This window comes from Arthrobacter sp. Leaf234, from assembly GCF_001422665.1.
In the GTDB taxonomy this organism is placed as follows: domain Bacteria; phylum Actinomycetota; class Actinomycetes; order Actinomycetales; family Micrococcaceae; genus Arthrobacter_D.
In genome coordinates this window covers 1,012,424-1,038,516 of sequence record NZ_LMLU01000001.1, presented here as the reverse complement: position 1 = coordinate 1,038,516, position 26,093 = coordinate 1,012,424, and the positions used below count along the sequence as shown (strand labels likewise).

23 protein-coding genes are annotated in these 26,093 nt (G+C 70.4%); 8 read left to right on the top strand and 15 right to left on the bottom strand.

Going from position 1 to position 26,093, the window contains the following annotated elements; translation table 11 throughout:
- Positions 1–90 precede the first annotated feature (90 nt).
- The 7 genes from ASF21_RS04830 to ssd form a co-directional block, all read right to left on the bottom strand.
- Positions 91–477 (bottom strand): Rv3654c family TadE-like protein, encoded by a 387-nt coding sequence (locus tag ASF21_RS04830; protein WP_082471231.1) that lies wholly within the window; start codon positions 475–477, stop codon positions 91–93.
- Positions 470–940: a TadE family type IV pilus minor pilin gene (locus ASF21_RS04825; RefSeq protein WP_157365742.1), complete on the bottom strand. Its 471-nt coding sequence runs from the start codon at positions 938–940 to the stop codon at positions 470–472. Before ASF21_RS04825 ends, ASF21_RS04830 begins: the two co-directional genes overlap by 8 nt.
- Positions 940–1,203: a DUF4244 domain-containing protein gene (locus tag ASF21_RS04820; protein ID WP_055767484.1), complete on the bottom strand. Its 264-nt coding sequence runs from the start codon at positions 1,201–1,203 to the stop codon at positions 940–942. The genes ASF21_RS04825 and ASF21_RS04820 overlap by 1 nt, the downstream gene beginning before the upstream one ends.
- A gap of 711 nt (positions 1,204–1,914) precedes the next feature.
- Positions 1,915–2,433 carry a type II secretion system F family protein gene (locus ASF21_RS04815; RefSeq protein ID WP_162237511.1) on the bottom strand — a complete coding sequence of 173 codons (519 nt, stop codon included), beginning with the start codon at positions 2,431–2,433 and terminating at the stop codon, positions 1,915–1,917.
- Positions 2,434–2,516: 83 nt separating this feature from the next.
- A complete protein-coding gene (locus ASF21_RS04810) occupies positions 2,517–3,287 on the bottom strand; it encodes a type II secretion system F family protein (protein ID WP_157365740.1) in 771 nt (256 codons plus the stop codon).
- Entirely contained in the window at positions 3,284–4,621 is a 1,338-nt protein-coding gene (locus tag ASF21_RS04805; RefSeq protein ID WP_082471230.1) for a TadA family conjugal transfer-associated ATPase, read from the bottom strand. Before ASF21_RS04805 ends, ASF21_RS04810 begins: the two co-directional genes overlap by 4 nt.
- Positions 4,618–5,694, bottom strand: a complete 1,077-nt coding sequence (ssd, locus tag ASF21_RS04800; RefSeq protein WP_055767476.1) for a septum site-determining protein Ssd — start codon at positions 5,692–5,694, stop codon at positions 4,618–4,620. The genes ASF21_RS04805 and ssd overlap by 4 nt, the downstream gene beginning before the upstream one ends.
- A 116-nt stretch (positions 5,695–5,810) precedes the next feature.
- Here ssd and ASF21_RS04795 point away from each other — a divergent pair, with 116 nt between their 5' ends.
- Entirely contained in the window at positions 5,811–7,502 is a 1,692-nt protein-coding gene (locus tag ASF21_RS04795) for a bifunctional 3'-5' exonuclease/DNA polymerase (protein ID WP_055769156.1), read from the top strand.
- Between the two features lie 85 nt (positions 7,503–7,587).
- Positions 7,588–9,090, top strand: coding sequence for a hypothetical protein (locus ASF21_RS16720; protein WP_157365738.1), 1,503 nt, complete (start codon positions 7,588–7,590; stop codon positions 9,088–9,090).
- Here the strand turns inward: ASF21_RS16720 and ASF21_RS16325 are convergent.
- The 3 genes from ASF21_RS16325 to ASF21_RS04780 all read right to left on the bottom strand — a co-directional run bounded on the left by ASF21_RS16325 (position 9,002) and on the right by ASF21_RS04780 (position 11,968).
- Positions 9,002–9,688, bottom strand: coding sequence for an NUDIX hydrolase (locus ASF21_RS16325; RefSeq protein WP_082471227.1), 687 nt, complete (start codon positions 9,686–9,688; stop codon positions 9,002–9,004). The genes ASF21_RS16720 and ASF21_RS16325 overlap by 89 nt on opposite strands.
- An 87-nt stretch (positions 9,689–9,775) precedes the next feature.
- Complete coding sequence (gene nth, locus ASF21_RS04785) at positions 9,776–10,579, bottom strand: endonuclease III (RefSeq protein WP_235498656.1); 804 nt, start codon at positions 10,577–10,579, stop codon at positions 9,776–9,778.
- Between the two features lie 60 nt (positions 10,580–10,639).
- Complete coding sequence (locus ASF21_RS04780) at positions 10,640–11,968, bottom strand: hypothetical protein (protein ID WP_157365737.1); 1,329 nt, start codon at positions 11,966–11,968, stop codon at positions 10,640–10,642.
- Positions 11,969–12,260: 292 nt separating this feature from the next.
- Between ASF21_RS04780 and acs the strand changes: the two genes are divergently transcribed.
- Positions 12,261–14,219, top strand: coding sequence for an acetate--CoA ligase (gene acs, locus ASF21_RS04775; RefSeq protein WP_055767465.1), 1,959 nt, complete (start codon positions 12,261–12,263; stop codon positions 14,217–14,219).
- A gap of 59 nt (positions 14,220–14,278) precedes the next feature.
- Here the strand turns inward: acs and ASF21_RS04770 are convergent, their stop codons facing one another.
- Entirely contained in the window at positions 14,279–14,701 is a 423-nt protein-coding gene (locus tag ASF21_RS04770) for an organic hydroperoxide resistance protein (RefSeq protein ID WP_055767462.1), read from the bottom strand.
- Between the two features lie 116 nt (positions 14,702–14,817).
- Here ASF21_RS04770 and ASF21_RS04765 point away from each other — a divergent pair, with 116 nt between their 5' ends.
- The 4 genes from ASF21_RS04765 (at position 14,818) to ASF21_RS04750 (ending at position 19,296) form a co-directional block, all read left to right on the top strand.
- On the top strand, positions 14,818–15,399 hold the full coding sequence (locus ASF21_RS04765) for a TetR/AcrR family transcriptional regulator (protein ID WP_055767457.1): 582 nt from the start codon (positions 14,818–14,820) through the stop codon (positions 15,397–15,399).
- A 75-nt stretch (positions 15,400–15,474) separates the two neighbouring features.
- Positions 15,475–16,800 carry an MFS transporter gene (locus ASF21_RS04760; RefSeq protein WP_235498655.1) on the top strand — a complete coding sequence of 442 codons (1,326 nt, stop codon included), beginning with the start codon at positions 15,475–15,477 and terminating at the stop codon, positions 16,798–16,800.
- A 7-nt stretch (positions 16,801–16,807) separates the two neighbouring features.
- Entirely contained in the window at positions 16,808–17,275 is a 468-nt protein-coding gene (gene aroQ / locus ASF21_RS04755; protein WP_055767451.1) for a type II 3-dehydroquinate dehydratase, read from the top strand.
- A 98-nt stretch (positions 17,276–17,373) separates the two neighbouring features.
- Positions 17,374–19,296: a dipeptide ABC transporter ATP-binding protein gene (locus ASF21_RS04750; protein ID WP_055767449.1), complete on the top strand. Its 1,923-nt coding sequence runs from the start codon at positions 17,374–17,376 to the stop codon at positions 19,294–19,296.
- A 6-nt stretch (positions 19,297–19,302) separates the two neighbouring features.
- Here ASF21_RS04750 and ASF21_RS16320 read toward each other — a convergent pair whose 3' ends face one another.
- On the bottom strand, positions 19,303–20,817 hold the full coding sequence (locus ASF21_RS16320) for a reverse transcriptase family protein (protein WP_082471226.1): 1,515 nt from the start codon (positions 20,815–20,817) through the stop codon (positions 19,303–19,305).
- Positions 20,818–21,220: 403 nt separating this feature from the next.
- Here ASF21_RS16320 and ASF21_RS04740 point away from each other — a divergent pair, with 403 nt between their 5' ends.
- A complete protein-coding gene (locus tag ASF21_RS04740) occupies positions 21,221–22,201 on the top strand; it encodes a DUF5996 family protein (protein WP_235498654.1) in 981 nt (326 codons plus the stop codon).
- Between the two features lie 120 nt (positions 22,202–22,321).
- Here ASF21_RS04740 and ASF21_RS04735 read toward each other — a convergent pair whose 3' ends face one another.
- From ASF21_RS04735 to ASF21_RS04725, 3 genes are all read right to left on the bottom strand, one after another.
- The gene (locus tag ASF21_RS04735) at positions 22,322–23,263 is read right to left on the bottom strand and encodes an ABC transporter permease (RefSeq protein ID WP_055767447.1); all 942 of its coding nucleotides are present in this window, start codon (positions 23,261–23,263) and stop codon (positions 22,322–22,324) included.
- Positions 23,260–24,264: an ABC transporter permease gene (locus ASF21_RS04730; RefSeq protein ID WP_055767444.1), complete on the bottom strand. Its 1,005-nt coding sequence runs from the start codon at positions 24,262–24,264 to the stop codon at positions 23,260–23,262. The genes ASF21_RS04735 and ASF21_RS04730 overlap by 4 nt, the downstream gene beginning before the upstream one ends.
- 101 nt (positions 24,265–24,365) lie before the next feature.
- Positions 24,366–26,060: an ABC transporter substrate-binding protein gene (locus ASF21_RS04725; RefSeq protein WP_082471225.1), complete on the bottom strand. Its 1,695-nt coding sequence runs from the start codon at positions 26,058–26,060 to the stop codon at positions 24,366–24,368.
- Positions 26,061–26,093: the final 33 nt, after the last annotated feature.

Here is a 26,093-nt window from a genome sequence, read left to right as displayed (position 1 = left end):
CGTGACGCGCCGGCTCCGCGGACACCGTCGCATGCAGCAGGACGACCGGCCGCCGCCTCGCGGGTCCTCCTCCTGGGCGGATGAACGTCCTCACGGTGGCGGGCCCGCGCGTGCCGCTCCGACCGCATCGGGCAGGACACCGGCGAGGTCGATCCGCACGCGAACGGTGACAGTTCCCTCGCCGGTCGCCTCCACTGTGCAGTCCTGCACCGTCGCTCCGTGCCTGGCAGCCACCTCGGCCGCTACCGTGCAGGGCTCACCGACCGCGAGCCCGCGTGCCGTGTCCGCCGCGGCCAGTGCAGACAGGTCCGCCGCCGTCGCCGCTTTCGATGCGGCCGAGGCCGCCTGCAGAAGCAGTCCGGCCGATCCGATGAGAAGGAGTGCCAGTAGCGCCAGTCCCGCCATCAGCACCGTCCCGGCGCCCGTCTCATGGTCGAGCCGATCTGGGCCGGCTCCCGGGCCGGTCGACCTAGCCATTCGTCTCCTCCCGACCGGATGCCGACGCGATGAGGTCGATGTCCATCAGGTCGACGAGCGGCCCCACGACCTCGGCCCGGACGTGTACCGTCGTCCAGCCGCCGCTTGATTCGATGGAAGCGACGGCGCCATCGCCCGCGAGCCTCCGCACGGTCTGCTGCACGGAGTCGCTGCTCTCGCCGCGAACCGCCTCCCGCGCTCCGGCGCGCGCCGCCTCGTCGATGCGCAGTTGCAGCACGCCGACGTGGCCGATGCCGAGCAGCAGACCTGCGAGGAGGACCAGGGCGGGCAGCAAGACGGCGACCTCGGCGGTGACCGACCCGCGGTCGAAGCACTCGCGGCCCTGCGCCCTCGTGGAGTCGAAGGACTGCAGGACCCGCGCCGGGCCGCGAGCGGAGTCGACATCGGCAGCAGCCCGCGCCCCGACGTGACCGCCGTCGGATCCGCCCTGATCCCTGCGCATCAGCCGAAGTTCAGGGCCGACGTGATGAGGGACATGAGCAGCCCCTTGATCTCTCCGCTGGAGAGGACCGCGACGAGCAGCGCGGCGAAACCCACCGCCGCGAGGGTCGCGATGGCGTACTCCGCCGTCGCCATACCGGCCTCGCGATCGATCGGGCCGGCCCCGCGGTCACGGAGGATCCGCTCGTTGGAGCGGCGGCGCCGCGCGAGAGCACGCCGGGCAGCCCGGTTGCGGCCGGCGTCATCGGCCCCTCCGTGCAGCACAGTCCCTCCGTCCGGCGCGTGGCTGTGCCCCCGTCCATCGCGGTCAACGAGGCCGGAGGGCGGGATGACAGGGAGGCGCGGTACGACGAACATCCTCGACCCATCCCCGCAGTGGGCAGATGCCAAGGGCTCGGCCTCCCGCGGATCGCGTCCTGCGACCGGACCCGACGGGTGAACGGGATCATCATCCTGCAGTCCCTCCCCGGCGTGCAGCGTCCTCTGGTGAGTCTCCGGGCGACTCGTGGGCAGTTCGTTCACCATGACATCTCCTTCTCGTCGTGGGCTTCCCCACGCTCGGTGCGCGACGGTCGTCGCAGGAACAACTCTCGCCAGCTCGACTGATGACCCGGTCGGACGGAGGCGCTAAGTGGATAACCGGTCGCGGATGACGCAGCAGGTCCTGCTCCGGCCCGATCGCCGCGTCGGCCCGCGGGTTGCTGCGGCGGATCCACAGGGCACGGCCCGACCGGCCAGCGGGCGGACACCGGACCGAACGGTCACGGCCAGCGGGCGGACACCGGACCGAACGGTCACGGCCAGCGGGCGGACACCGGACCGAACKGTCACGGCCAGGAGGGGGCTGACGTCCGAGCCGGACTCGGCCAGACCGGGGTCGACGACCCTGACCTGGCAGGGCCCGCCGGCGGTCGCCGGACCGGATGGAGCGGGCACGGCATGAGCGGAACCGACGGAGCACGCCGATGGACCCGCCTAGAGCGCCGGCAGGAGACCGAGGACCACGGGAACGACGCCGAGGCAGATGAACGCCGGCAGGGAGCAGAGTCCCAGCGGCAGGACGAGGTGCACCCCGAGCGCCGCTGCCTTCCGCTCTCCTGCGCTGATGCGGCGACGCCGGATCTGCAGGGCGTGTGCCCGCAGCAGTTCGGCTGACGGGGCGCCGGTCGTGACCGCGAACTGGAGTCCGCGACGCACGGCACCAACGGTCCCTGCGGCGCGCTGCTCCCCTCCACGCAGGGGAACGCGTGGCCGGCCGACCGGCTCCGTCCTCGTCGTCACCGCCATCTCCCAAGCGTCGTCCCAGGCGGCTCCGAGACGTCGCGCCTGATGAACCCGGCTCAGTGGGGTACCGACGTCGACGTCCGCCACCGAGGCAACCGCAGCCAGGGCGTTCTCGACCGAGGACCCCGCGTCGAGCATCGCCGCCACCAGGTCGAGGAGCAGGGGCGCGTCGTCCACACCCCGCCGCTCGCGGGAGCGTCGCGACGGCACCGGTGCGCGCCTGGTCCGAGGTGGGTGCAGAGAGAGGAGGATCGTCCCTGCAGCGAGCAGCAGCGCCGTCAGCACACCCTCCATCAGGAGGTCGATTCCGCTCGTCGGACGAGGCGCCCCGACCACCACCGCGCGACGACCATGAGCAGCACGCCCGTGCAGAGAGCTGACCGCCCCCATGGGTCGGTGGACAGCACCTGCACCGGATCGACGCCCAGCGCGAAGCCGAGCAACAGTCCGACGACGGGCAGCCAGGTCAGGAGGACGACCGTGGCGCGCGGTCCGGCAAGAGCCCTCTCCCTCGCGGCCCGCCCCGCGAACTCGGCCTCCAACTGGTCGGCGTAGTGGTCCAGGATCGTGGCCAGCGGGGCACCGCTCCTCTCCGCCACGGCCAGGCACGCCGCAAGATCTCCCCAGAGACGACCGACCGCCTCGGTCAGGAAGCCCCCCGTGGTGTCCTGCGGTGCGACACCGAGGGCGTCGCTCAGGGTTTCCGGGACACTCAGGCCCAAGGCGGACGCCCGCCGTGCCGCCGAGATCACTGGCCTCGCCCGGGCGGCGAACCCGGTGCCCTCCTTCGCATACACACCCTCCAGATCGATCCACAGCACGGAGGGAGGTCTCCCCGCCCTGAGCAGGCCGGCCATCTGGCGGACGAACAGGGGTAGCTCCTCCACCGACTCCGACCCCGGCATGCGCCCGAATCGCCATCGGAGCCGGAGGACCCCGGGCGGACGTCCCACGGCCCTCCGACCGGCGGAAGCCACTGCGCCTTCGTGACGGACGGGCCTGCCCGGATCCGCGAGTACGAGGACGGCGAGCACGAGCAACAGGGCCACTGCTGCCCCGGTCATGGGACCGTGCGGGCCGTGCGGGCCGTGCGGGCCGTGCGGGCCGGACACCGGGCTTCGACCGCGAGCTCCGGCACAGGACCGGTCCAGCCAACACGCCGCGCGAAATCGACCCACCCGCCGGACCGGAAGCAACCCCGCCCGGCGTCGACGAGGACGGGGTCGACGACCAGCCCGGCAGCCCGCTCGAGTCGGAGGAGGTTCAGGCTCCCGACGTGCCGCCCACGGCCGTCTCGGGCGACGTGCACCACGACGTCGAGTGCGCTGGCCGCCTGGCGGTCGAGTGCCTCGGGTGTCAGACCCGCCAGTGCGGCGAGCGCACTGAGCCGTGCGGGTACGGCCTCCGCTGAATTCGCATGGATGGTCCCGCCACCTCCGTCGTGACCCGTGTTCATCGCGGCCAGGAGCTCCCTGACCTCGGCGCCACGGCACTCCCCGACGACCAGGCGGTCCGGCCGCATCCTCAGGGCCTGGCGAACCAGTTCGGTGAGGTCGAGGACGCCGGCCCCCTCGAGGTTCCCGTGCCGTGCCTGCAGACCCACCGTGTGCGGATGAGCGGGATCGAGTTCCGCCGCGTCCTCGACCAGCACCAACCTCTCCTGCGGCGACGCGAGCCCGAGCAAGGTGGAGAGCAAGGTGGTCTTCCCCGTACCCGTGGCGCCGCTGATCAGGAAATTCAGCCGCGCCTGCATCATCAGGGTCAGGGCCTGCGCCATCACCGGCGCCACGGCCCCGGACGCCACCAGCTCCTCCAACGTGAAGACACGCCGCCTGCGGATCCGGATGGACAGGAGCGTACCTGCGGTCGAGATCGGCGGAAGCACCGCATGAACACGGAACCCGTCGAGCTGGACGTCGACGGCCGGACACCCGTCATCAAGACGCCGCCCCCCGGCCGCGACCAACCGGACGGCCAGCGTCCGCACCTCCGCGTCCGCGGTGAAGATCCGCCCGATCCGCTGTAATCCGTCGGGACCGTCGACCCATACGTCCTCGGGCCCGTTCACGAGGATGTCGGTGACCGTGGGATCGGCGACCAACTGCTCCAGCGGTCCGAGACCCTCGAGCTCGGCCCGGACGAGATCGAGAGCGGTCAGGACGCCCTCCGACCCGAGCAACCTGCCGGTGGACCCGATCGCGCCCGCGAAGGAAGCATCCGTCGCGGCCACCTCGCCGGCCAGCACCGCCCGTCTGACGGAGTCCACGAGGGCAGCATCGCGGTGCCCATGCTCCGGGCGGAGGACCCCCGACGCATCCGTGCTGCGGCGACCGGGCTGCTCCGACGAAAGCCGGATCTCGCGGCGCGTCCGGCCCGCCGCCGATCTCCCGTGCGTCATGCCGGCCCCCTGAGGACCCGGCAGATCGTATCGACGGTTCTCCGCGCCTTCCGCGGCAGACGGAGGTCGGCCTGGCGGCCGCTCACCTCGGCAGCGGACGCGCCGCGGACGGACGGGAGGAGCGGGAGCGGACCCGGCACCCCCAGCATCTCCGCGACGCACCATGCATCGAGCCCATCGGTGACGGGGCCTCGCAGCACGACGGTGACCGGAAGTGCCGCATGGGAGCGGAGGGCGGCACCGGCCGCCGTGATGCCGCGCGGACGGGACGGCACGAGGAGGACGAGGGCATCGCACAGCTGCACCAGCGGGCCGCCGCCGGCGTGCCCGGAGGGAAGGTCGACGAGGGTGAGGTCGAATCCGGCACGGGCGGCATCAAGGACGATCCCACCCGCTTCGGCCGTGGCCGGCAGTCCCCCTCTGGCCCGGTCTCCCGACGGCGCCCTGTGGGACAGGACCGACAGGTCCTTGACCGTCGGCAGGGCGGAGGAGAGCTGATCCGCGTTGAGCGTTCCCCGGATACCGTCCAGGTCCTCCCACCGGACGCCCGGATGTTCCTCCCAGCCGATGCTCACCTCCAGTCCCCCGCCGGCGGGGTGTCCGTCCACCAGCAGCGTCCTGTGCCCTTCGCGGGACAGCGCCCGCGCGCACCAGAAGGCGAAGGAGCTGACACCGCAACCACCCGAGGAGCCGGTGAATCCGATCACGGACCCACCGGTCGCCGGATGGAGGCGACGTCCGAGGTGTTCGGCCAGCCACCCGCCGCCCTGCGGCACGATGACCACCCGGGACGATGCGAGATGGGCCGCCTTCCCCCACACACGGGCCTCCTCGTCCGCCGCGGCAACCACGATCACGTCACGCGTCGCCGAGAGTTGGTCGAGGGGTGCGTCCACACCCACCAGCAGTACCTCGGGGTCGAGGTGAAGCGCCTCGGCGAGACCGTTCACGAGGACCGGAGCGATACCGGCGGCAGCGCAGGCCCGGGCGACCTGATCCCTGATGAACTGCGATCCACCCGCGAGGACGACCCCGCATTGCGCGGTATCGACCTTCCACCCCTGCTGAGTCATGACCCAAGCCTCGATCTCCATGAGGTGGCGGCGGGGCGGTGGTACGGCTATGTGGACAAGCAGGCGGAAAGGCTGCGGATTGCAGGAATGACACCGGGACGGCCGACAATATGGGCATGTACATCGCCGTGGCGCCGCCGTCCGGGCGCGCTGATCCCGGTGACGTCCAGCTGCAGCGTCTCGACGTCGGCGGGGCCCTTGTCGGCGGGGCCCGAACGGTCTCCCGCCGGGAGCTACCGTCGGTCGTGGCGACCGAGGAGTCGGGCCGGCCGAGGTGGGTCTGGAGCAGTACGCGGCAGTGGTACCCGGATCTGCTGCGCGCAGGTTCGGATGTCGACCGCTGTTGGGATCTGGCCCTGACCCGCACGATCCTGACGAACTCGCCTTCTTCCGGCGCGTCACCCTACCTCGACGCGCTGAGGGCGAACGGGCCGAGCGGTGACGGGACGGAGCCGCCTCGCACCCTCCTGCCGCCACCGGTGGCCGCCAACCAGCATTCGCTGTTCGACCAACCCCAGGAGCCCACGGGCCCTCGCCTCGACGAGGTCGTCGAAGAGTTCCGGAACCAGCTCGCTGCGAGCGCAGGAACCACGGACCACACCAGGCTCTCCCTCCTGATCGCCGCCGAGTCCGCGGGCGGACTGATCGCTGCGGAGATGGAGCACTCCGGCCTGCCGTGGCGGCGGGACGTTCATGAGGACCTTCTCGAACGGACCCTCGGACCGAGACCTCGGGAAGGAGTGCGGCCGGTGGAACTCGAGCGGCTGGCCGACGCACTGCGGACTGCCCTCGCCAGCCCTGCGCTGAATCCCGACTCCCCGCAGGACATGCTGAGGGCGCTGCATCGCGCGGGAATCGAGGTGAGGACAACCCGCTCCTGGGAGCTGGAGCAGCATCATCACCCGGCCATCGGACCGCTCCTGGCGTACAAGAAGCTGTCCCGTCTCCTCACGGCGAACGGGTGGATCTGGCTCGACACGTGGGTGCGCGACGGACGCTTCCGCCCCGAGTACGTCGTCGGTGGAGTGGTGTCCGGTCGGTGGGCGTCCCGCGGGGGTGGGGCGCTGCAGATCCCTCGCCAGGTACGTGACGCCGTCCGGCCGGACGACGGTCAGTGCTTCGTCGTCGCCGATGCCGCGCAGCTCGAACCCCGGGTCCTGGCGGCCCTCGGTCGTGATTCCGCGTTGGCGGCTGCGGCACGCGGCCGCGACCTGTACCAGGGCATCGCCGACCAGGGCTTCGGAGGTGACCGGTCGAAGGCGAAGCTGGCCATGCTCGGGGCCATGTACGGGGCCACGAGCGGCGAGTCCGGCAGACTCATGCCCCAGCTGACACGCGCCTACCCGCGCGCGATCGGTGTCGTCGAGGCCGCGGCGCGGGCCGGCGAGACGGGTGGGGGCGTCTCGAGCTACCTGGGCCGCGGGTGCCCTCCCGCGTCGGAGGAATGGTTCGCGCGGCAGCGGACGACGACGGCGGAGGAACAGCGTCGCGCCGACAGCGCGGCGCGGGCCCGCGGACGGTTCACCCGTAATTTCGTGGTGCAGGCCTCCGCTGCCGAATGGGCCCTGTGCTGGTTGGCGGAGGTGCGGCGGCGCATCGCGACGGCGGCTTTTCCTGAGCCACGCAGCCGCATCGCCTTCTTCCTCCACGACGAGGTGATGCTCCACGTCCCCGTCGCTCGCGCCGAGGAGGCGCAGGCCGTGCTCGAGGACGCTGCGCGAGCCGCGACGCGACTCATCTTCGGTGACATCCCCATCGACTTCGCGATCACGACGGCGATCGTCAGCTCCTACGCGGACGCCAAGTAGCTCCCGCGCCGGGTTGTCCACATCGCCCCGCCCTTCCGGCCGAGGAGATCGTCCGGCCCGTACGGTGGCACGGACACAGGGGAGGGTGAGTTGGATGCACGCGCTGAGGATCGACACGGACCGGATGGAGGAGGCGTCCGCATTCGTCGAGGCGGCGGGCAGCAGGATCTCCGATGCGGTCGGTGTTCTGGGCGGGATCCTCGAACGGAGCGGTGGAATGGCGGGCTGGGACGCCCTGGGGTCCGACTGGGCTGCCTCGTACGATCCGGCCGCCGCCGAAGCGGCCGATGCCTGCCGCGAGCTCGAACTCGCCTGCTCGGACACCTCGCGCGCTCTCGCCATCGCAGCTGGGAAGTACCTCCAGGCCGAGCACATCGCGTCGATGGGTGTCTCTGCCCTCATGACCCCGTTCCTGCCCGCGTTCCGTCCGGACGGGCCGGCATGGGTGTTTCCCTCCGCCGCTGACGGCAATAGGGGCTGTCCTCCGCCTGGCTGGGACATCGTCGCGGGGATCGCGGGCGTCCTCTGGCCGGCCGGAGACCCTGAAGCGCTCCGATCCGCGAGCACCGCATGGAGGGAGCTCGCCGCGCAGATCGAGGGAGGGATGGACGGTTCTGCGGCCGTCGCCGGCGACGCCGTGCAAGGGCTCGCCTCGGCGGACCTGACGCAGTTCCGCACGAGGAACGCTGCAATCCAGGACACCGGCCGGCAGATCGCGGTGGCAGCGCGGGACATCGCCGGCGCCTGCAGCTCGCTCGCAGAGGCCATCACCCTCGCACACGAAGAACTCATCGACGAGACGCACTCCTTCCTGCTGGAATGCGCGGCTCTCGCGGGGGTCGGCATCGCCCTGAGCTTCGTGACGCTCGGCGGATCGGCGGCGATCACGTCCCTCGTCGGAGCGGCTCGGGCTGCGCAGATGGTGATCCGGGTGCAGGCCGTCGTGGCACGGCTCACCACGGCGGCCCGCTCCGTCGGTGCGGTCGCGGCACGTCTCCCGGGAGCGGGTCGGCTCACGACCGGGCTGCATGCGCTCTCACGAACGCCGGCCGCCCTGTCCTCGCTCGTCGGTCCGACGCGACGGACCCTGTCCGTGACGGCCTGGCATGCCGCCTCCTCCCCCCGACTCTCGGTGCTCGCGCCGGCAGTGCGGTTCGTACACCCCGTCGGAGCCGCCGCCGTCAGGTTCGTTGATTCGAAGGCGGTCTCCCTGGCCCTCTCCAATCCCGCTTCACTCACTCTCGGCCTCCTGCCGGTCGCCACCCGCCGGACGGTCCTGCGATCGGTCCTGCCCCAGGGGAACACTCCGGAACGCGTGCTCGAACTGGTCCGGGCGAAGGGCGTCGGGACACAGCTGCTCCCGGCCGCGAGCGCTGCGGTCAGGACGAAGGAACGCCTCGACACCGTCGAGGGGCTCGTGGGCCTGCCGGCGCACGTGGGCGAACGCTACCTGCCGGCGAGACCCTCGACAGTGCCGCTCGGGGAGAACCCGGGCCGGCTCACAGCGGTGCGGGGATCTCCAGCGAGCGGTCCCACGCGCGGGTCCACCCCAATCCGTCGAAGATCGCGTCCAGAAGCATCGCCGTGAATCCCCAGATCACGGCGTGGGGCGTGACGAAGGCCGGGGTACGGCTGACGAAGCCGTCGCGTTCCAGGAACGCCGTCCGTCTGCGGTCCGGGTCGAGCAGGGTACTCACGGGGCACCGGAAGACGAGTTCGGATTCCGCAGTGTCCACGGCGTGGGTCGGCGACTGCCGCTCCCACCAGGCGAGAACGGGAGTGACCATGAAGTTGCTGACCGGGAGGCCGACCTCCGGAAGCGGGCCGAGGAGCGCGACTCCCTCGGGATCGAGGCCGGTCTCCTCCCGCGCCTCACGGAGCGCTGCGCCGCCCTCGTCGACGTCACCGGGATCGATGGTCCCACCGGGAAACGCCACCTGCCCGGGATGATGGGACAGCGAGCCTGCGCGGACCACGAACAGGAGATCGAGGTCGTCATGGGTGAGGTCGCCCGGAGCCGGCGCTGGGCTGCGATCCTGTCGCACGCCGAACAGGACCAGGACGGCCGCACGACGGGTTCGTGCCGGATCGAGCCTGGCGAACTGCCAGCCGTCGGGCCGCACGAGCGCCGCGTCGGTGCCCTGCATCGAGCGGACCCAGACGGACACGTCGTCGCGGACGCTCATCGCCGGCCGACCGACAGGGCGCAGCGTCGTGGCCGACAACGGTCGGTCGACCGTGAGGCTGCGCCCCTTCCCCTGGGCGTCGATGATTCAGCCACCCAGTCCGTGCCCTGCCTCGCGGAGCTCTGCCCGGGTGCGTCCCGCTCGCATGAGGTCCAGGAGGTCCTCGCGTCCCGGTGCGAGCTCGTACTTGAGGAGTTTCGCTGCCTTGACGGGGTCCGTCTCGCCCTCTCCGTAGGACGGGCACAGGGCTGCGACGGGGCAGACACCGCAGGCGGGCTTCTTGGCGTGGCAGATCCGCCTGCCGTGGAAGACGACGTGGTGGGACAGCATGGTCCAGTCCTTGCGGTCGAACAGCACGCCCACCTCCATCTCGACCTTCACCGGATCGTCCGATGCCGTCCACCGGAAGCGACGGGCCAGACGCCCGAAGTGCGTGTCGACCGTGATGCCCGGAACGCCGAACGCGTTGCCGAGCACCACATTGGCCGTCTTGCGGCCCACTCCGGGCAGCGTCACGAGATCCTCCAGCGAGGGCGGGACCTCGCCGTCGTAGTCGTCGACGAGGCGGCGGGACAGGGACAGGAGGCTGTTCGCCTTCGCGCGGTAGAACCCGGTGGGGCGAATGATCTCCTGCAGCTCCATCTCGTCCGCCTCGGACAGGGTCCTGGCGTCCGGATACCGCTCGAACAGGGCCGGCGTGGTCAGGTTCACCCGGACGTCGGTGGTCTGCGCCGACAGGACGGTCGCGACGAGGAGTTCGAAAGCGTTCCTGAAGTCGAGTTCGGCGACCGCGTACGGATACGTCTCACCGAGGATCCGGTTGATCTTCCGAGCACGGCGCTTGAGGGTGACCGGAGCCCCCTCCTCGAGCTTCACTTTCCTGCCTGCCACGATAGGGCTTCCTTCCAGCGGTGCGTCTCTGTCCACGTGCTCGCCGTGGCGGTCGGTGCGTCAGTCGCGGGGGGCGCGCTCGATGTTGCGGAGATCGCGCAGGATACCGACGGCGCCCGTGCGCTTGTCCTGGACGAGGAATTCGTGCCCCCGGTCCTCGATGCCCACTTCCCAGTCACCGGGTTGCAGGGTGAAAATCTCGCGTCCCGACTGTTCGTCCACGACGGGACGGGGGGATCCGACGGCGAACCAGAAGGCTTCGACGACCGGTTCCTCATCCGCGGACCGGGTGGCGGTGATCGGCTCCTGCCGCGCGCGTTCCTCCGGTGCTGCGTCGGCCGCCCCGTAGGTCTTCGTCGACTCGTCCCGCACGACGTCGTGCGCGCGAGTCTGATCCGCGGCGCCCGTCCGGGACTCCGGCGAGCGGTCGGAGCGGCCATCCGTCCGCTCATCGGCATCCTCACCGACGGAGTGCGCGCCCGACTCGGCCGACGCATCCCGATCGGATGCCTGCGCGGCGGACCGCTCCAGCCCGGACTGGCCCGACGCTGCGGCTCCTGCTCCCACCACACCCGCGCCACCCGCGCCGTAGAGGCCTGCACCGTTCTGCCGGACGGCAGCCGCAGCCGGATTGATGTCATCCCCCGCTCGTCCGCGATCGGTGGCACCCGACCGGCCGGGAGCTGCCGAGCTGCCGGCGTCACCCGTGGCCGGTCCGGTCGTCACGGAGGCTACCGACTTCTCGGCCTTCAGCACCTTTCCAGGCTTCTCTGCCTTCTCTGCCTTCTCTACGTTCTCCGGCCTGGGTGGGCGGGGGCCGGCGGCCGTCATGGGACGTGCCATGCGATGGGCCGCAACCTCCGGCCGGTCCTCGAAGTCGTTCCTCACCACGGGTAGGAAGGGGCCGACGACGGTCGCCGCCAGCATGCCGAGGGCTCCGATCAGCGCCAGCAGGGACCCGGCCCGGAAGTCGGTGACGGTCTCCAGGAAGAAGAAGGCGGCGGCCAGCACGGCGCTCACGGACGCGAACTGGTCGACGGAGAGCGATCCCACCCAGAGCCCGTGCGATCCGAGCCGACGACCGGCCAGCAGTGCCAGCGCGATCACGGGCATCAGGATGCCGATGCCGATGAAGAACAGCGGCTCGGTGTTCCAGAACGTGGCAGAGCGCACCATGCCGTCGATGAACGGCAGCAGCGTACCGATGAAGACCAGGGCCACGCCCCCGCCGAAGACCGTTTCGCGGAGCGTGAAGGGACCGACGAGCGCTGTACTGGGGCCGACCGGGGAGAACGACACTCCCGGATTTGAGCCGTGCCCCGAGGACGAGGGTGCCGGCCCTCCGGTGTCCGCACCGGCGGCGCGCTGCCCCTCGGATGATTCGGTCATGGTCTTCTCCCGTTCGTAGCCCTGGTCACCGGCGGCCCCCGACCACCGGCGCTGATTACCTTCGTCCACCCTAGCCACCGGCCCGTGGCAACTCCACCGACGAGGCGCGAAGCGTCCTGGCCACTCACCGCACAATCGCCGCATCTCGGCTAGGCCGTGTGACCGCGGGCACACGGCGAGCGGAGAACTCGATAGTGTTTCGGTGGAGCACGTCGCCGTGCTGCGATTCCTCGCGGCCCCGGCCGGGCTCCTCCATCGAATCTGTACCGGACACGTCATAAAGGGGTAGAACATGAGCGCCGATCGCCAGGGCGACGCCTTCGAGAACCTGCTGCACGAGGAGCGCCGTTTCCCGCCCAGCGCGGAGTTCGCCGCGAACGCCGTCGCCCAGCCGTCCCTCTACGACGAGGCGCGCGAGCAGGGCACGGAGTTCTGGGCGGCCCAGGCCCGTGCACTCCTGTCCTGGGACACGGACTTCACGCAGACGCTCGATTGGACCGATGCCCCGTTCGCCAAGTGGTTCGTGGGCGGGACCATCAATGCGGCCTACAACGCGCTGGACCGCCATGTCGAGGCCGGGCTCGGCGATCGCGTGGCCATCCACTTCGAGGGCGAGCCCGGAGACACCCGGACCATCACCTATGCGGAGCTCACACGGGACGTGAAGAAGGCTGCCAATGCCTTCGAATCGCTCGGCGTCGAGAAGGGCGACCGTGTTGCGGTGTACCTCCCCATGATCCCGGAGGCCGTGGTCACCATGCTCGCCTGCGCGCGCATCGGCGCGGTCCATTCCGTGGTGTTCGGCGGGTTCTCCGCGGACGCCCTCCGCAGCCGCATCGACGATGCCGAGGCGAAACTCGTGGTCACCTCCGACGGCACCTACCGCCGGGGCAAGCCCAGTGCCCTCAAGCCCGCGGTCGACGGTGCGCTCGAGAAGGAGGGGCACACCGTCACGAACGTCGTCGTGGTCCGCCGCAACAACGAACCCGTCGAATGGACCGAGGGGCGCGACGTCTGGTGGCACGACGTCGTGGAGGGGGCGTCCGACGAGCACGCCGCGGTGGCCCACGACGCCGAGCACCCGCTGTTCATCCTCTACACCTCCGGCACCACAGGGAAGCCGAAGGGCATCCTCCACACGACCGGTGGCTACCTCGCGCAGACCGCCTTCACGCACCGGAACACGTTCGACCTCCGCCCCGAGACCGATGTCTTCTGGTGCACCGCGGACATCGGCTGGGTGACGGGCCACAGCTACGTCGCCTACGCGCCCCTCGTCAACGGCGCGACGCAGCTGATGTACGAGGGGACACCGGACACCCCGCACCAGGGCCGGTGGTGGGAACTCGTCGAGAAGTACGGCGTCACCATCCTCTACACGGCCCCGACGGCCATCCGCACCTTCATGAAGTGGGGGCGCGACATCCCCCAGAAGTACGATCTGTCCTCCATCCGCGTCCTCGGTTCCGTCGGCGAACCCATCAACCCCGAGGCCTGGATGTGGTACCGCGAGGTCATCGGCGGTGGCAAGGCTCCGATCGTCGACACCTGGTGGCAGACGGAGACGGGCGCTCACATGATCGCGCCGATGCCCGGTGTCACGGCGACGAAACCGGGCTCGGCGCAGGTCGCCGTCCCCGGCATCGCGATCGACGTAGTCGACGAGCTCGGCGCCTCGGTACCCGACGGCTCCGGCGGCTACCTCGTCATCCGCGATCCGTGGCCCTCGATGCTGCGGGGTATCTGGGGCGATCCACAGCGCTTCAAGGACACCTACTGGTCCCGCTTCGACGCCATGTACTTCGCGGGGGACGGCGCGAAGAAGGATGCCGACGGCGACATCTGGCTCCTCGGTCGCGTGGACGACGTCATGAACATCTCGGGCCACCGGCTCTCCACCACGGAGATCGAATCGGCGCTGGTGAGCCACCCGTCGGTGGCGGAGGCGGCCGTCGTCGGCGCGAGCGACGAGACTACGGGTGAGGCGGTGGTCGCCTTCGTGATCCTGCGGGGCTCGGCGAAGGACGACGACGACATCGTCACCACCCTGCGGAACCATGTGGGCAAGGAGATCGGGCCCATCGCCAAGCCGAGGAACATCCTGGTGGTGCCGGAACTGCCGAAGACCCGCAGCGGGAAGATCATGCGCCGCCTGCTCAAGGACGTGGCGGAGGGTCGCGAGGTCGGTGACGCCACCACCCTGTCGGACCCGACGATCATGCAGCAGATCGCCGTGTCCCTGCGGAAGTAGCAGCGCAGGCAGAGGGCCCCCGCCCTCGGGCGGGGGCCTTCTGCGTCCATCGGGGCAGATCAGCCGATCGTGGCGTCCACCGTGACGTCGATGTTGCCGCGCGTGGCATTCGAGTAGGGGCAGACCTGGTGGGCCTGCTCGACGAGGGAGTCTGCCGTCTCCTGGTCCACGCCGCCGATCTCGGCGTGCAGTGCGACGGCGAGCTGGAACCCGCCGCCGTCCGTCGGGTTGATGCTGACCTCGGCCGTGACGGCGGTGTCGCTGATCTTCGCCTTGCTGCGGCCCGCGACGAGCTTCAGGGCGCTGTGGAAGCAGGCGGCGTACCCGACGGCGAAGAGCTGCTCGGGGTTGGTCGCGCCACCGGCTCCGCCCATCTCCTTCGGGACGGCCAGGTCGACGGCGAGCTGCCCGTCGTCGGTCCGGGCCTCGCCGTTGCGCCCGTCGCCCGTTGCCGTGGCCACTGCCGTGTAGAGAGCACTCATGGTGTCGATCCTTTCGTCCCGGGTGCCAGGGTGACGCCCATCCCTTGTAGACTAACTAGTAACTCTACGTCCACAAAATCGTCGCCGGAGAAGCCTCGAACCCCGAATGGAGCACGATGACCGCCCAGCCGCCCGTCCGCGAGCGCATCCTCGCCTCGGCCACCGCACTGTTCGACGCCACGAGCATCCGCTCGGTCAGCGCCGATCGCGTCATCGCCGACGCCGGTACCACCAAGGTGACCTTCTACCGCCACTTCCCCTCCAAGGACCACCTCGTGGTCGCCTACCTCGATCAGCAGCTCGGCCTGCTGCAGCAGGCCGTGGCGAAGGAGCGTGCGGCCGGGCTCGACGCCTGCACGGTCCTGCTGCACGTCGCCGAAGCCAACGGCAGCGCTGCCTGCCGTCCGGGCTTCCGGGGCTGCACCTTCATCAACGCCGCAGCCGAGTACCCCGCGGCCGGCAACCCGGTGCGGGCCGCCGTCGCCCGGTACCGCTCCTGGCTGCACGGCGTCGTCGCAGGCCTCCTGCGCGACCTCGGTGCGGACGAGCCGGACCTCGTCGCGGACCAACTCATCATGCTGCGGGACGGCGCCATGGTGCACGGATTCATGGAGGACCCCGCCGCCGTGACCGGGGCGCTCGTGGCGGCGGGGCGGGCGATCATCGGGGCGCAGGTTCGACGGTCCCTGCCCGCGTAGGCTCCCTGGGCCGCGGCAGTGTGATGTTCGTCCTGAAACGTGGCCCCACGGCACTGCCGAGAGGACAATTTCAGCGTGTCCACTACCCTTCAGCAGCCTCCCGTATCGAATCCGCGCATGGCCCGCCGCGTCGCCGGCGCCTCGTTCGTCGGAACAGCACTCGAGTCCTACGACTTCTACGTGTTCGGCACCGCAGCCGCACTCGTGTTCAATGTCGTCTTCTTCACCGAGCAGGATCCGCTGACCGGCACCCTCTCGGCGTTCCTGGTCTTCGCGATGGGGTTCGTCGCCCGCCCCCTCGGAGCCATCCTCTTCGGCCACCTCGGTGACCGGATCGGCCGCAAGCGGACCCTGATCTGGACCATCACGCTGATGGGTCTCGCCACGGGGACCGTGGGTCTGCTGCCCGACTACAACGCCATCGGGATCTGGGCGCCCATCATCCTGACCGCGCTCCGCTTCCTGCAGGGACTCTCCCTGGGCGGCGAGTGGGGCGGCTCCATCCTCATCGCGACCGAGCACGCCGAACCCCGGAAGCGGGCGCTCTACGCGTCGATCCCGCAGCTCGGGTCGCCGGTCGGCACCATGCTGATCTCGGTCATCTTCCTGGTCCTCGCCGTCGTCGCACCCGAGGTCATGACCACCTGGGGCTGGCGCATCCCGTTCCTCCTCGCCTTCCCGTTCCTCGCCGTCGCGATCTACCTGCGCCTCGCCATCGACGAGACCCCGGTCTTCAAGCAGGCGAGCGAGGGACACCGGCTGCCCCGCATCCCCTTCCTCGAGGTCCTGAAGTCCCAGCCGGTCGCGATCGTCGTCGCGATCGCCTCCGCGGTGCTCGGGATCGGCTCCTACTTCCTCATGGTCACCTACACCCAGGCCTACGGCACCGAGACGCTCGGCCTCTCCCAGGCCACGGTGCTCAACGCCGCCCTCGTCGGGTCCATCCTCCAGCTCGGCACCATCCCGGCGTTCGGCTACCTCGCCATGCGCATCGGGTCCGCGAAGGTCGTCGCCGGCGGGGCCCTCGGAACGGCGTTGATCGCCTTCCCGCTGTACTGGGTCATCAGCATCGCCACCGAACCGATGTACATCGCCGCCATCATCCTCGGCGGCATCCTGCCGACGGCGAGCTGGGCCGCCCTCGGTGGACTCATGGCGGACATCTTCAAGCCGGCGACGGCGTTCACCGCGCTGTCCTTCGCCTACAGCATCGCCGCGATCGTCGCCGGATTCGCACCCTCGATCACGCAGCGCTTCGGCATCGCGACCGACGGCGCCTGGTGGCACCCCGGCGTCGTCCTCGCCGCCATGAGCCTGGTGACGGTGGCCGGTGCGATCGGTGCCGTCCGCCTGCGCGCGCGGCTCGCCGATCCGGTGCCGGCCGGGAGCCGTGCGGCATAGTGGAGGCATGACGCACCACACGCCCGGCATCCTCGTGATCAACGGCCCCAACCTGAACCTGCTCGGCACCCGGGAGCCGTCCGTGTACGGCACGGCCACGCTCGACGACGTCGTGCGCCTGGCCGAGGAGGCCGCGCAGGCAGCGGGCTGCACGACGACGGCGATGCAGTCCAACCACGAGGGCGAACTCATCGACGCGATCCACGCGGCGCGAGGCACCGCGGACGGCATCGTCATCAATGCCGGTGCGTTCACCCACACCTCGATCGCGCTGCGGGACGCGCTCTCCGCCGTCGGGCTGCCGGTCGTCGAGGTGCACATCAGCAACGTGCACCGGCGCGAGGACTTCCGGCACCACTCGTACATCTCGGGCGTGGCCGACGCCGTGATCGTAGGGGCGGGCATCGACGGGTACCGGCTCGCCGTCGATCACCTCGCCCGCCGCCTGACCGGGCACCGGGCGTCCGAGGCGTAGCAGGCGCACCGCACCAGTCCGTCCATCGTTCCCGAAAAGTTGTGGCGAGCGGCCCCGACCGGACGGGAACACGCCCGTCGATAGGGCACGATGGTGCTATGACGGACATCACCCCCGCCGCGACCGACCGGCCCGAGGATCTCGACGCACCCCTGCTGGAGGTTCGGGACCTCGCAGTCAGTTTCCGGACCACGCACGGCGAGGTCCAGGCGGTCGAGAACGCCAGTTTCAGCCTGAAGCGCGGCAGTGCGCTGGCCATCGTCGGTGAGTCCGGCTCCGGCAAGTCGACGACGGCGATGGCCTGCATCGGCCTGCTGCCCGGCAACGGCCGTGTCACCTCCGGCAGCATCATGTTCGAGGGACAGGACCTCGTGCAGCTGCCCGAGGCGAAGATGCGCTCCATCCGCGGACGCGCGATCGGCCTCGTGCCGCAGGACCCGATGTCCAATCTGAACCCGGTGACGAAGATCGGCACGCAGGTCGCCGAGACGCTCCTGGTGCACGGTATGGCGACGAAGAAGAACGTCAAGCAGCGCGTCATCGACGTCCTCTCCGCGGCCGGCCTGCCCGACGCCGGCGAGCGCGCCAAGCAGTACCCGCACGAATTCTCCGGCGGCATGCGCCAGCGCGCGCTGATCGCCATCGGCCTCGCCTGCCAGCCGCGCCTGCTCATCGCGGACGAGCCGACCTCGGCGCTCGATGTCACGGTGCAGCGCACCATCCTCGACCAGATCGAGACGATGACGGAGCAGCTGGGCACGTCCGTGCTCCTGATCACCCACGACCTCGGCCTCGCCGCCGAGCGTGCGTCGCAACTCGTGGTCATGCATCGCGGCCGCGTCGTCGAGACAGGTCCCGCCGACCAGCTGCTCAACGATCCCCAGCACCCCTACACGCAGTCCCTGGTGCGCGCGGCGCCCAGCGTCGCCGCGGTCCGCCTGCGGCCGGGAGCCTTCACGGCCGATGCCGCATCACGCCTCAAGCTCGCCGAGGCGGTCTTCGCGGAGCACGAGGCGGAACACGAAACCGGGCACGAGACAGCGCACGGGACAGGGCACGGGACAGGGCACGACGCCGGACAGGGTGCAGCTCCCAGCGGCGAACAGGCGTCGTCCGCCCCCGCCGCCGAGGCCGGCAGCACGGGCGCCCATGCGGCGACGTCGTCGGCCGATCGCCCGACCGCCCCGGCACCGGTCGAGGACGGCTCGGCGCACACCCCTCCCGCGAACATCGTGGAGATCCGCGACCTCACGAAGATCTACAAGCGGCGCGGCAGCAAGGACGACTTCTATGCGGCGAAGAACGTCACCCTGGACGTCCCCCGCGGACAGACCGTGGCGATCGTCGGCGAGTCAGGCTCGGGCAAGACGACGACGGCGCGCATGCTGCTCAAGCTGATCGAACCGACGTCGGGCACCATGACGTTCGACGGCATGGATGTCGCGACCCTCGACAAAGCGCAGCTGAACGACTTCCGACAGCGTGTGCAGCCCATCTTCCAGGACCCGTACTCCTCGCTGAACCCGATGTTCACCATCGAGCGGATCGTCGAGGAGCCGCTGAGTGCCTACAAGCGCGGATCCAGGAAGGAACGCGCAGCACGCGTCCGCGAGCTGATGGACCAGGTCTCGCTCCCCCAGAACGCCCTGCGGCGCTACCCGGCGGAACTCTCGGGCGGGCAGCGCCAGCGCGTCGCGATCGCCCGTGCCCTGGCCCTGCAGCCCGAGCTGATCGTGTGCGACGAGCCGGTGTCAGCCCTCGACGTCCTGGTGCAGGCCCAGATCCTCAAGCTCCTCGGCGACCTGCAGTCGGAGCTCGGCCTGAGCTACCTCTTCATCTCGCACGACCTCGCGGTGGTACGCCTCATCTCCGACTACGTCTGTGTCATGAAGGACGGCGAGCTCGTCGAGGCGGCGAGCTCCGAGGAGGTCTTCCAGAACCCCCGCCACCCCTACACACGGAAGCTCCTGGCGTCGATCCCCGGCAACGAGCTCAACATCGACGAGGACCTCGCGTCCTAGTCCGGCTCACCAGCTGATCCGCTCGAACGCGTCGCGCAGCTTCTCGCCGCGTGACGCGTTCAGGGCGGACACCCACGCGATGCGCCCCGCGAGGTGGTCGCTGAACTCGGCCCGGCCGCGGCGCTGGGACTCCGGACCGTGGAGCGCGCAGTTGTGCAGGATCGCCTTCAGGGTGTCGTACTCCGTCCGTGCGACATTGGGGTGCGCATTGACCACGATCCCCGTCACCGACTGGCGGACGCTGCTGCCGCGCACCCGCGTCTTCCGGGCGTTGACCGCGAGGCCCTCGGCGGTGACGATGCGTCCCACTCCCCGGACGAAGGCATCCGCCCGACGCGCGAGGTCCGCGGAGCCGCTGAACGCGAGGTCGTCGGCATACCGCGTGTAGACCCCGCCCGCTGCTTCGGCGTAGCCGGTGAGCCGAGCATCGAGGCGCCGCACCGCGAGGTTCGCGAGGGCGGGCGATGACGGGGCGCCCTGCGGCAGGTGCGCTGTCCGCAGTGCCCGGCGCAGGGCGAAGCGCTCGTCCGGCCCGCCGCCGTCCGGCATGGACCGGAGGACGGCGTCGGGTACGGAATGCGTGGTGAGTCCCGTCAGCACATGGGCGGTCGCCTCGGGATAGCCCGCCTGTCGCAGGGCCCCGAAGATCCGCCCGGGTACGACGTGCGCGAAGAAGGCGGTGAGATCGAGGGAGATGACGACGTCGGCCCCGGTGTGGAGCGCAGCGCCCGTGAGCGCACTGCGCCCGCGGACGAAGCCGTGCGCCGCCGGATGCAGTGGAAGCGGAGCGAGGATGCGGTCGAGCAGGCGGCGTTGGACGACGCGCAGGCGGGGTCCAGGCACCTCGAGCAGGCGCGGCACCCGGCCCGGGCGCTGCCGCCAGGAATACCGGTAGTGCTGCAGGACCGGGACCGCGCGGCGGTTCCACTGCCGGGTGTCGGCGAACCAGTCGAGGTCGCCGGGCGTCAGCCGCAACTCACGCGCCAGCCAGGTGAGGTCGCACGACTCCCGGGACTCGTGCGCCCCGGGTCCCCCGGCTGTCGGGACCGTGGGGGCCGCCACAACCGTCGTGGCCGTCGGGGCGGGGGCGGTCGGGATGGTGGTGGTCGCTTCGGCGGCTGCGGCCGCGGGGAGGACGTGCGACGGCGCGATGGGTCTGCTGTTCGCGGCGGCCGTCCCGACCGCGTCGGTCAGTGCCGGTTGCGCGGCGATCCAGCGGGACAGCTCCCGCGGGGCGCCCGCCGGTCTCCGGGGATAACCCGTCAGGACCGACCGCACGAGCGGTCCGAGCCACCGCCGTCGTGCCCCGAGAACGTATGCTCCCGCATCGACGAGGTCCTCGCGCCGCCAGTCGGGCGCGTCGAGGAAGGCGTGGGCCAGCAGCCGGGCGAGGGCGGCGACGCCCGGCGCGGGAGTGCGGGCGAGCACCAGGGACCCGGCCGCCGGCCGGGTGGGTGACCGTCCCGCGGCCTGCGCCAGGTCGGGCAGGACGTGGTCGTGCGATCGGTCGTCCTGCACCATGGCCTCCCCCTGACCCGCCCGCGGTGATCGCGCGGCGTGACGGACCCCGGCCGACCTGTCGTCCTGTTCGGGCGCTGAGCTGCGCGGAGCGCAGTCAGGTGCCCGAGGCGCTCTGTGCTGGTCGGTCTGCGTGCCCCGGGGTATCCCCGGAGAGGACCGCGTACCGCGTACGTGGCCCGCCTCGGCCGGGATCCGTCGCTGCCACCCTAGCAAGCAGTGCGCGCCGTTCCGCGCGGTACCGACCGCCGCGACACGCAGGGGACCGGAGGACCCGCGATCACCGCGCGCACCGGCCGGAGGTGTCCGGGTGGTTCCGCGCCCCCGTGGTCCCGAGCCTGTACCGGACGGCCGCCAGTGAATAGATTGGCTGCACGACGACGATCACTTCAACGGACGGGGCGGCATGGGAGAGCGCGACGGCAGGGAGGGGACCACACGCACCGTGATCCCCGCACAGCGATGGTCCGAGGGGTGGCCCGCGCTGCGCGTGGCCGACTGGAAGGACACGCAGGCGACGCTCCACATGTGGATGCAGGTGGTCGGCAAGATCCGCATGGCGCACGCGCCGCTGGTGAACCACTGGTGGCAGGTGCCGTTCTACGTGACCCCGCGGGGCCTCGGCACCTCCTCCATCCCCTACGGCACCGGCGTCTTCGACCTCGAGTTCGACGTCGTCGCCCACCGCCTGCTGATCCGCACCAGCCTCGGCGAGGAACGCAGGGTGCCCCTCGAGCCGCAGTCGGTCGCCCGGTTCCACGAGCGGGTCATGACGGCGCTGGCGGACCTGGGGGTCGAGGCACCCATCCGGCCCGTCCCCACCGAGGTGGAATCCACGGTCCCCTTCCCCGAGGACCACACGAATGCCTCCTACGACGCCGCCGCCGTCACCGCCTACTGGCAGCAGTTGATCCAGGCCGAGCGCGTCATCACCCGCTTCCGGGCCGAGTTCCTCGGGAAGGTCAGCCCCGTGCACTACTTCTGGGGCGCCATGGACCTGGCCTGCACGCGCTTCTCCGGCCGCCCGGCACCCACGCATCCCGGCGGTGCCCCGAACTGCGCGGACTGGGTGATGGATGAGGGGTACTCGCACGAACTCTCGAGCTGCGGCTTCTGGGCCGGTGGCGGCGAGGAGGGCGCCTTCTACTCCTACGCGTACCCGGAGCCGGAGGGCTACCGGGACGCCTCGCCCGGCGTCGAGGGGGCGTTCTACAGCGAGGAGTTCCGCCAGTTCCTCCTGCCCTACAAGGCGGTCCGGACGTCCAGCGATCCGGATGCCACGCTGCTCGCGTTCCTGCGCGCGACCTACCGGGCCGCAGCCGAGACGGGGCACTGGGACGAGGGCCTGCTGATCGACCCGCACCGGCTGGAGAAGCACGCCCGGTAGGACGGCCCGGCCCCCACACCTGCCTCCGCCTCTGCGTCGGCCTGGCCCGCATGCGGATACGACGACGGCCACCACCGGGGTAGGTGGTGGCCGTCGTCGTGCACGGGTGGGACGCGGCGGCTACTTGCGCCGCGTCTTCGGGTCCAGCGCCTCCCGGAGCGACTCGCCCAGCAGCGTGAAGCCGAGCGCCGTGATCGCGATGCAGGCGCCGGGCAGGAAGGCGAGCTGCGGTGCCACGGCGAGTTCGGCCTGCGCGTAGGTGAGCATGCGCCCCCACTCGGCGGCCTGCGGTAGCCCACCGCCGAGACCGAGGAAGGACAGTGCGGCCGCGTCGATGACGGCTGTCGCGAGCGTCAGCGTCGCCTGCACGATGACCGGGCCCATGCTGTTCGGCAGGAGGTGGCTCATCGTGATGGTGCGCCGGCTGAGCCCCAGGGTCTGCGCCGCGAGGATGTAGTCCGCGCCGCGCTGCGACAGCATGGAGGAGCGCAGGAGCCGCGCGAAGATCGGGATCTGCGAGACACCGATGGCGATCATGATCGCGTACGAGCTCTGGCCCAGCACCGCGGCGATGCTGACGGCGAGGAGCAGGTTCGGCACGGACAGCAGGATATCGACGAAGCGCATGATCACGTTGTCCACCCAGCCGCCGAGGCCGCCCGCCAGGACGCCGAGCAGCATGCCGCCCGCGAGCCCCAGCGCCGTGGAGACGACGCCGATGAGCAGCGAGGCCTGCGCACCCCAGATGAGCTTGCTCAGCACGTCACCGCCGAAGCGGTCGAGGCCGAGCGGGAAGCCGTCGATCTCGCCCGGCCCGGGGATGGTGGTCGGGGTGATGGACGTGCGGCCCGGCAGTTCGTCGCCGCCGTAGGGGGCGAGGAGCGGCGCGAGGATGGCCACGAGCAGGAACAGACCGATGATGACGGCGCCCACGATCGCCTGCGGATTGCGGCGCAGGCGGAGGAAGGCGTCCTTCCACAGGCCGGTTCCCCGGCCGGTGTCGATGGCGGGGTCGTTCGGGGCTGCTGAACCGCCGGCGGCGGGAGGCAGGATGGTACTCATTGCACACGCACCCTCGGGTCGATGACGGAGTAGGACAGGTCGACGATCAGGTTGATCAGGGCGTAGAGGATCGCGATGAAGATGATGAAGCCCTGCAGCACCGGGTAGTCCAGGCCGAAGATCGCGTCCCGCAGGAACCGCCCGATGCCGTTGAAGGCGAAGACCGTCTCGGTGAGGACCGCCCCCGAGATGAGCAGGCCCAGCTGGAGGCCGATGGTCGTGACCACGGGCAGCATGGCGTTCCGCAGGATGAAGCTGCCGCGGATGGTGCGCTCCATGAGGCCCTTGGCGCGGGCGGTGCGGACGTAGTCGGCGTTCTGCACCTCGAGCACCGAGGCCCGCGTGATGCGCACGATGATGGCGAGCGGGATGGTACCGAGGGCCAGCCCCGGCAGGATCAGGTGCAGGAAGGCGTCCCACGCGGCGTCGTACTCCCCGGTCAGGATGCCGTCCAGGACGTAGAACTGCGTGTAGTGGGTCGCATCGATGCGTGCGTCCTGCCGGCCGTCCGGGGGCAGGATGCCCCACTGGATGGCGAAGATGTACTTCAGGATGAAGGCGAGGAAGAAGACCGGCACCGTGATGCCGATCAGGCTGAGCACCACCGAACTGTGGTCGAGGAACCGGCCGTAGTACCGCGCGGCGAAGTAGCCGAGGGGCACTCCGACGCCGATCGCGAAGATCAGGGCGACGACGGTCAGTTCGAGCGTGGCGGGGAAACGCGTGGCGAATTCCTCGAGTACCGGACGGCCGGTGTTGATGGAGACGCCGAAATCGCCCTGCAGCAGGCGTCCGACGTAGGTCAGGTACTGCGTGAGCAGCGGCCGGTCGAAGCCGTAGAGCTCGTTGACCCGGGCGATCGCCTCGGGGGTCGCCTTCTCGCCCAGCAGGGCGGTGGCGGGACCACCGGGGAGGCTGCGCACCCACAGGAACAGCAGGATGGACAGTCCGAACAGGGTGGGGATGAGCAGGGCTATCCGTTTACCGATGACGCGTAACACTCGAGGGATCCTTCCGGGTCGACCGGCGCGAGCCGGACAGGGGGCCTACAGCGCGATGGAGCCGGCCCCGACCAAGGACCGGCTCCACACGGGTACTGCTGCTACTCGCTCAGCTCGATCTCGGTGAAGACCTCGTCATTGACGGGGCTCGCCGGGTAGGAGGTGACGCGGGGAGCGAAGGCCAGCGACGGAGCGGGGTGCGCGAGCGGGATGGCCGGGTTGTACTCGGCGATCTGCTCGTTGATGTCCTTGTAGAGCTCCGTCTGCTGCTCGCGGTCGCTGACACCGCGGGCCTCGTCGAGGGCCGCGAACAGCTCGGGGTTGTCGAAGCCGAACTCCAGCTTCTCCTGCCCGAAGAAGACGCCGATGAAGTTGTCGGTGTCGTTGTAGTCGCCGGTCCAGCCGAGCAGGTGCAGGCCGTGGTCCGGGGTGCCCTGGACCTGGTTCAGGTAGTCGGGCGACCAGGCGGCGGGAGCGGGCTTGACCGTGATGCCGACCTCGCTGAGCTGGGCCTGCAGGTTGGTGAAGACCTGCTCGGGGGTGGGCATGTACGGACGGGACACGTTCGTCGGGTAGTTGAAGGTGACCTCGAAGCCGTCGGGGTAGCCCGCCTCGGCCAGCAGCTCCTTCGCGCGCTCGGGGTCGTACTCGTAGGTGGTGACGTCCGGGTTGTAGCCGTCGACGACCTCCGGGATGAACTGCGTCGCCACCTCGGTACCTTCGGGCAGCGTCTGGGCGACCAGCGCCTCCTTGTCGATGGCGTGCGCGATGGCCTCGCGGACCTGCGGGTCGGCGAGCTCGGGGATCGCCTGGTTCATGCCCAGGTAGAGGATGGTGAAGGGATCGCGCGGCGTGATGTTGTAGCCGGCGTCCTTCAGCGACTGCGTGTCCGCGGGCGCCACGAGGTCGTAGCCGTCGATGTCCCCGGCCTCGAGCGCCTGGCGGCGTGCCTGCGGGTCGTCGATGATCCGGAAGATCGTGTTGGTGATCTGGCCCTTGTCACCCCAGTAGTCGTCGTAGATCGAGATCTCGAGCTGCTGCCCGACATCCCACGAGTCGAACTTGAAGGGACCCGTACCCACCGGGTGGCCCAGGGCGTACTCGCTCAGCGACGGGGCCTCGGCCGTGCCGCCGATCTCGTCGGCCGCGAACTCCTCGAGCGCCGTCGGGCTCTGCATGGCGAACGCGGGGAGGGACAGCGCGGCGATGAATCCGGCGAACGGCTTGGCCAGATTGATGGTGACCTCGTTGTCGCCATTGGCCTCGCAGGATTCGTAGACCGCGTTCTCGGGGCTGTCGGCGAAGCCGCGGAACAGCGATCCGTAGTAGTAGGAGGTGGTCTCGGCCTGCTGGATGCCGGTCCAGTTGTACCAGCGGTCGAAGTTGAAGCAGACGGCTTCGGCGTCGAACGGCGTTCCGTCGTGGAAGGTCACGCCCTCCTTGAGCTGGAAGACGGTGGACAGTCCGTCCTCGGCGGTCTCCCAGGACTCGGCGAGCAGCGGCGCGGGATCGGCGGTGCCTGGTTCGACGCCCACGAGGCCCTCGAAGATCTGGCGGCTGACGCGGAAGGACTCGCCGTCGCTCGCGAAAGCCGGATCGAGGGACTTCGGATCGGACGATGCGGCGAAGACGAAGGTGGAGTCGATGGCGGACTCGCCCTCGGCGCCGGTGTTCTCCTCGCGCTCGCTCTGCACGCAGCCGGTGAGGAGGAGTGCTGCGACGGAGAATCCTGCAGTGAGCACGGCGCGTTTTCTTGCGAAACCGGTGCCGCGCACGGATGTGCCTCGGTTGGACATGTGTTGCTCCCTGGTGAACGAGTGATTCCTACC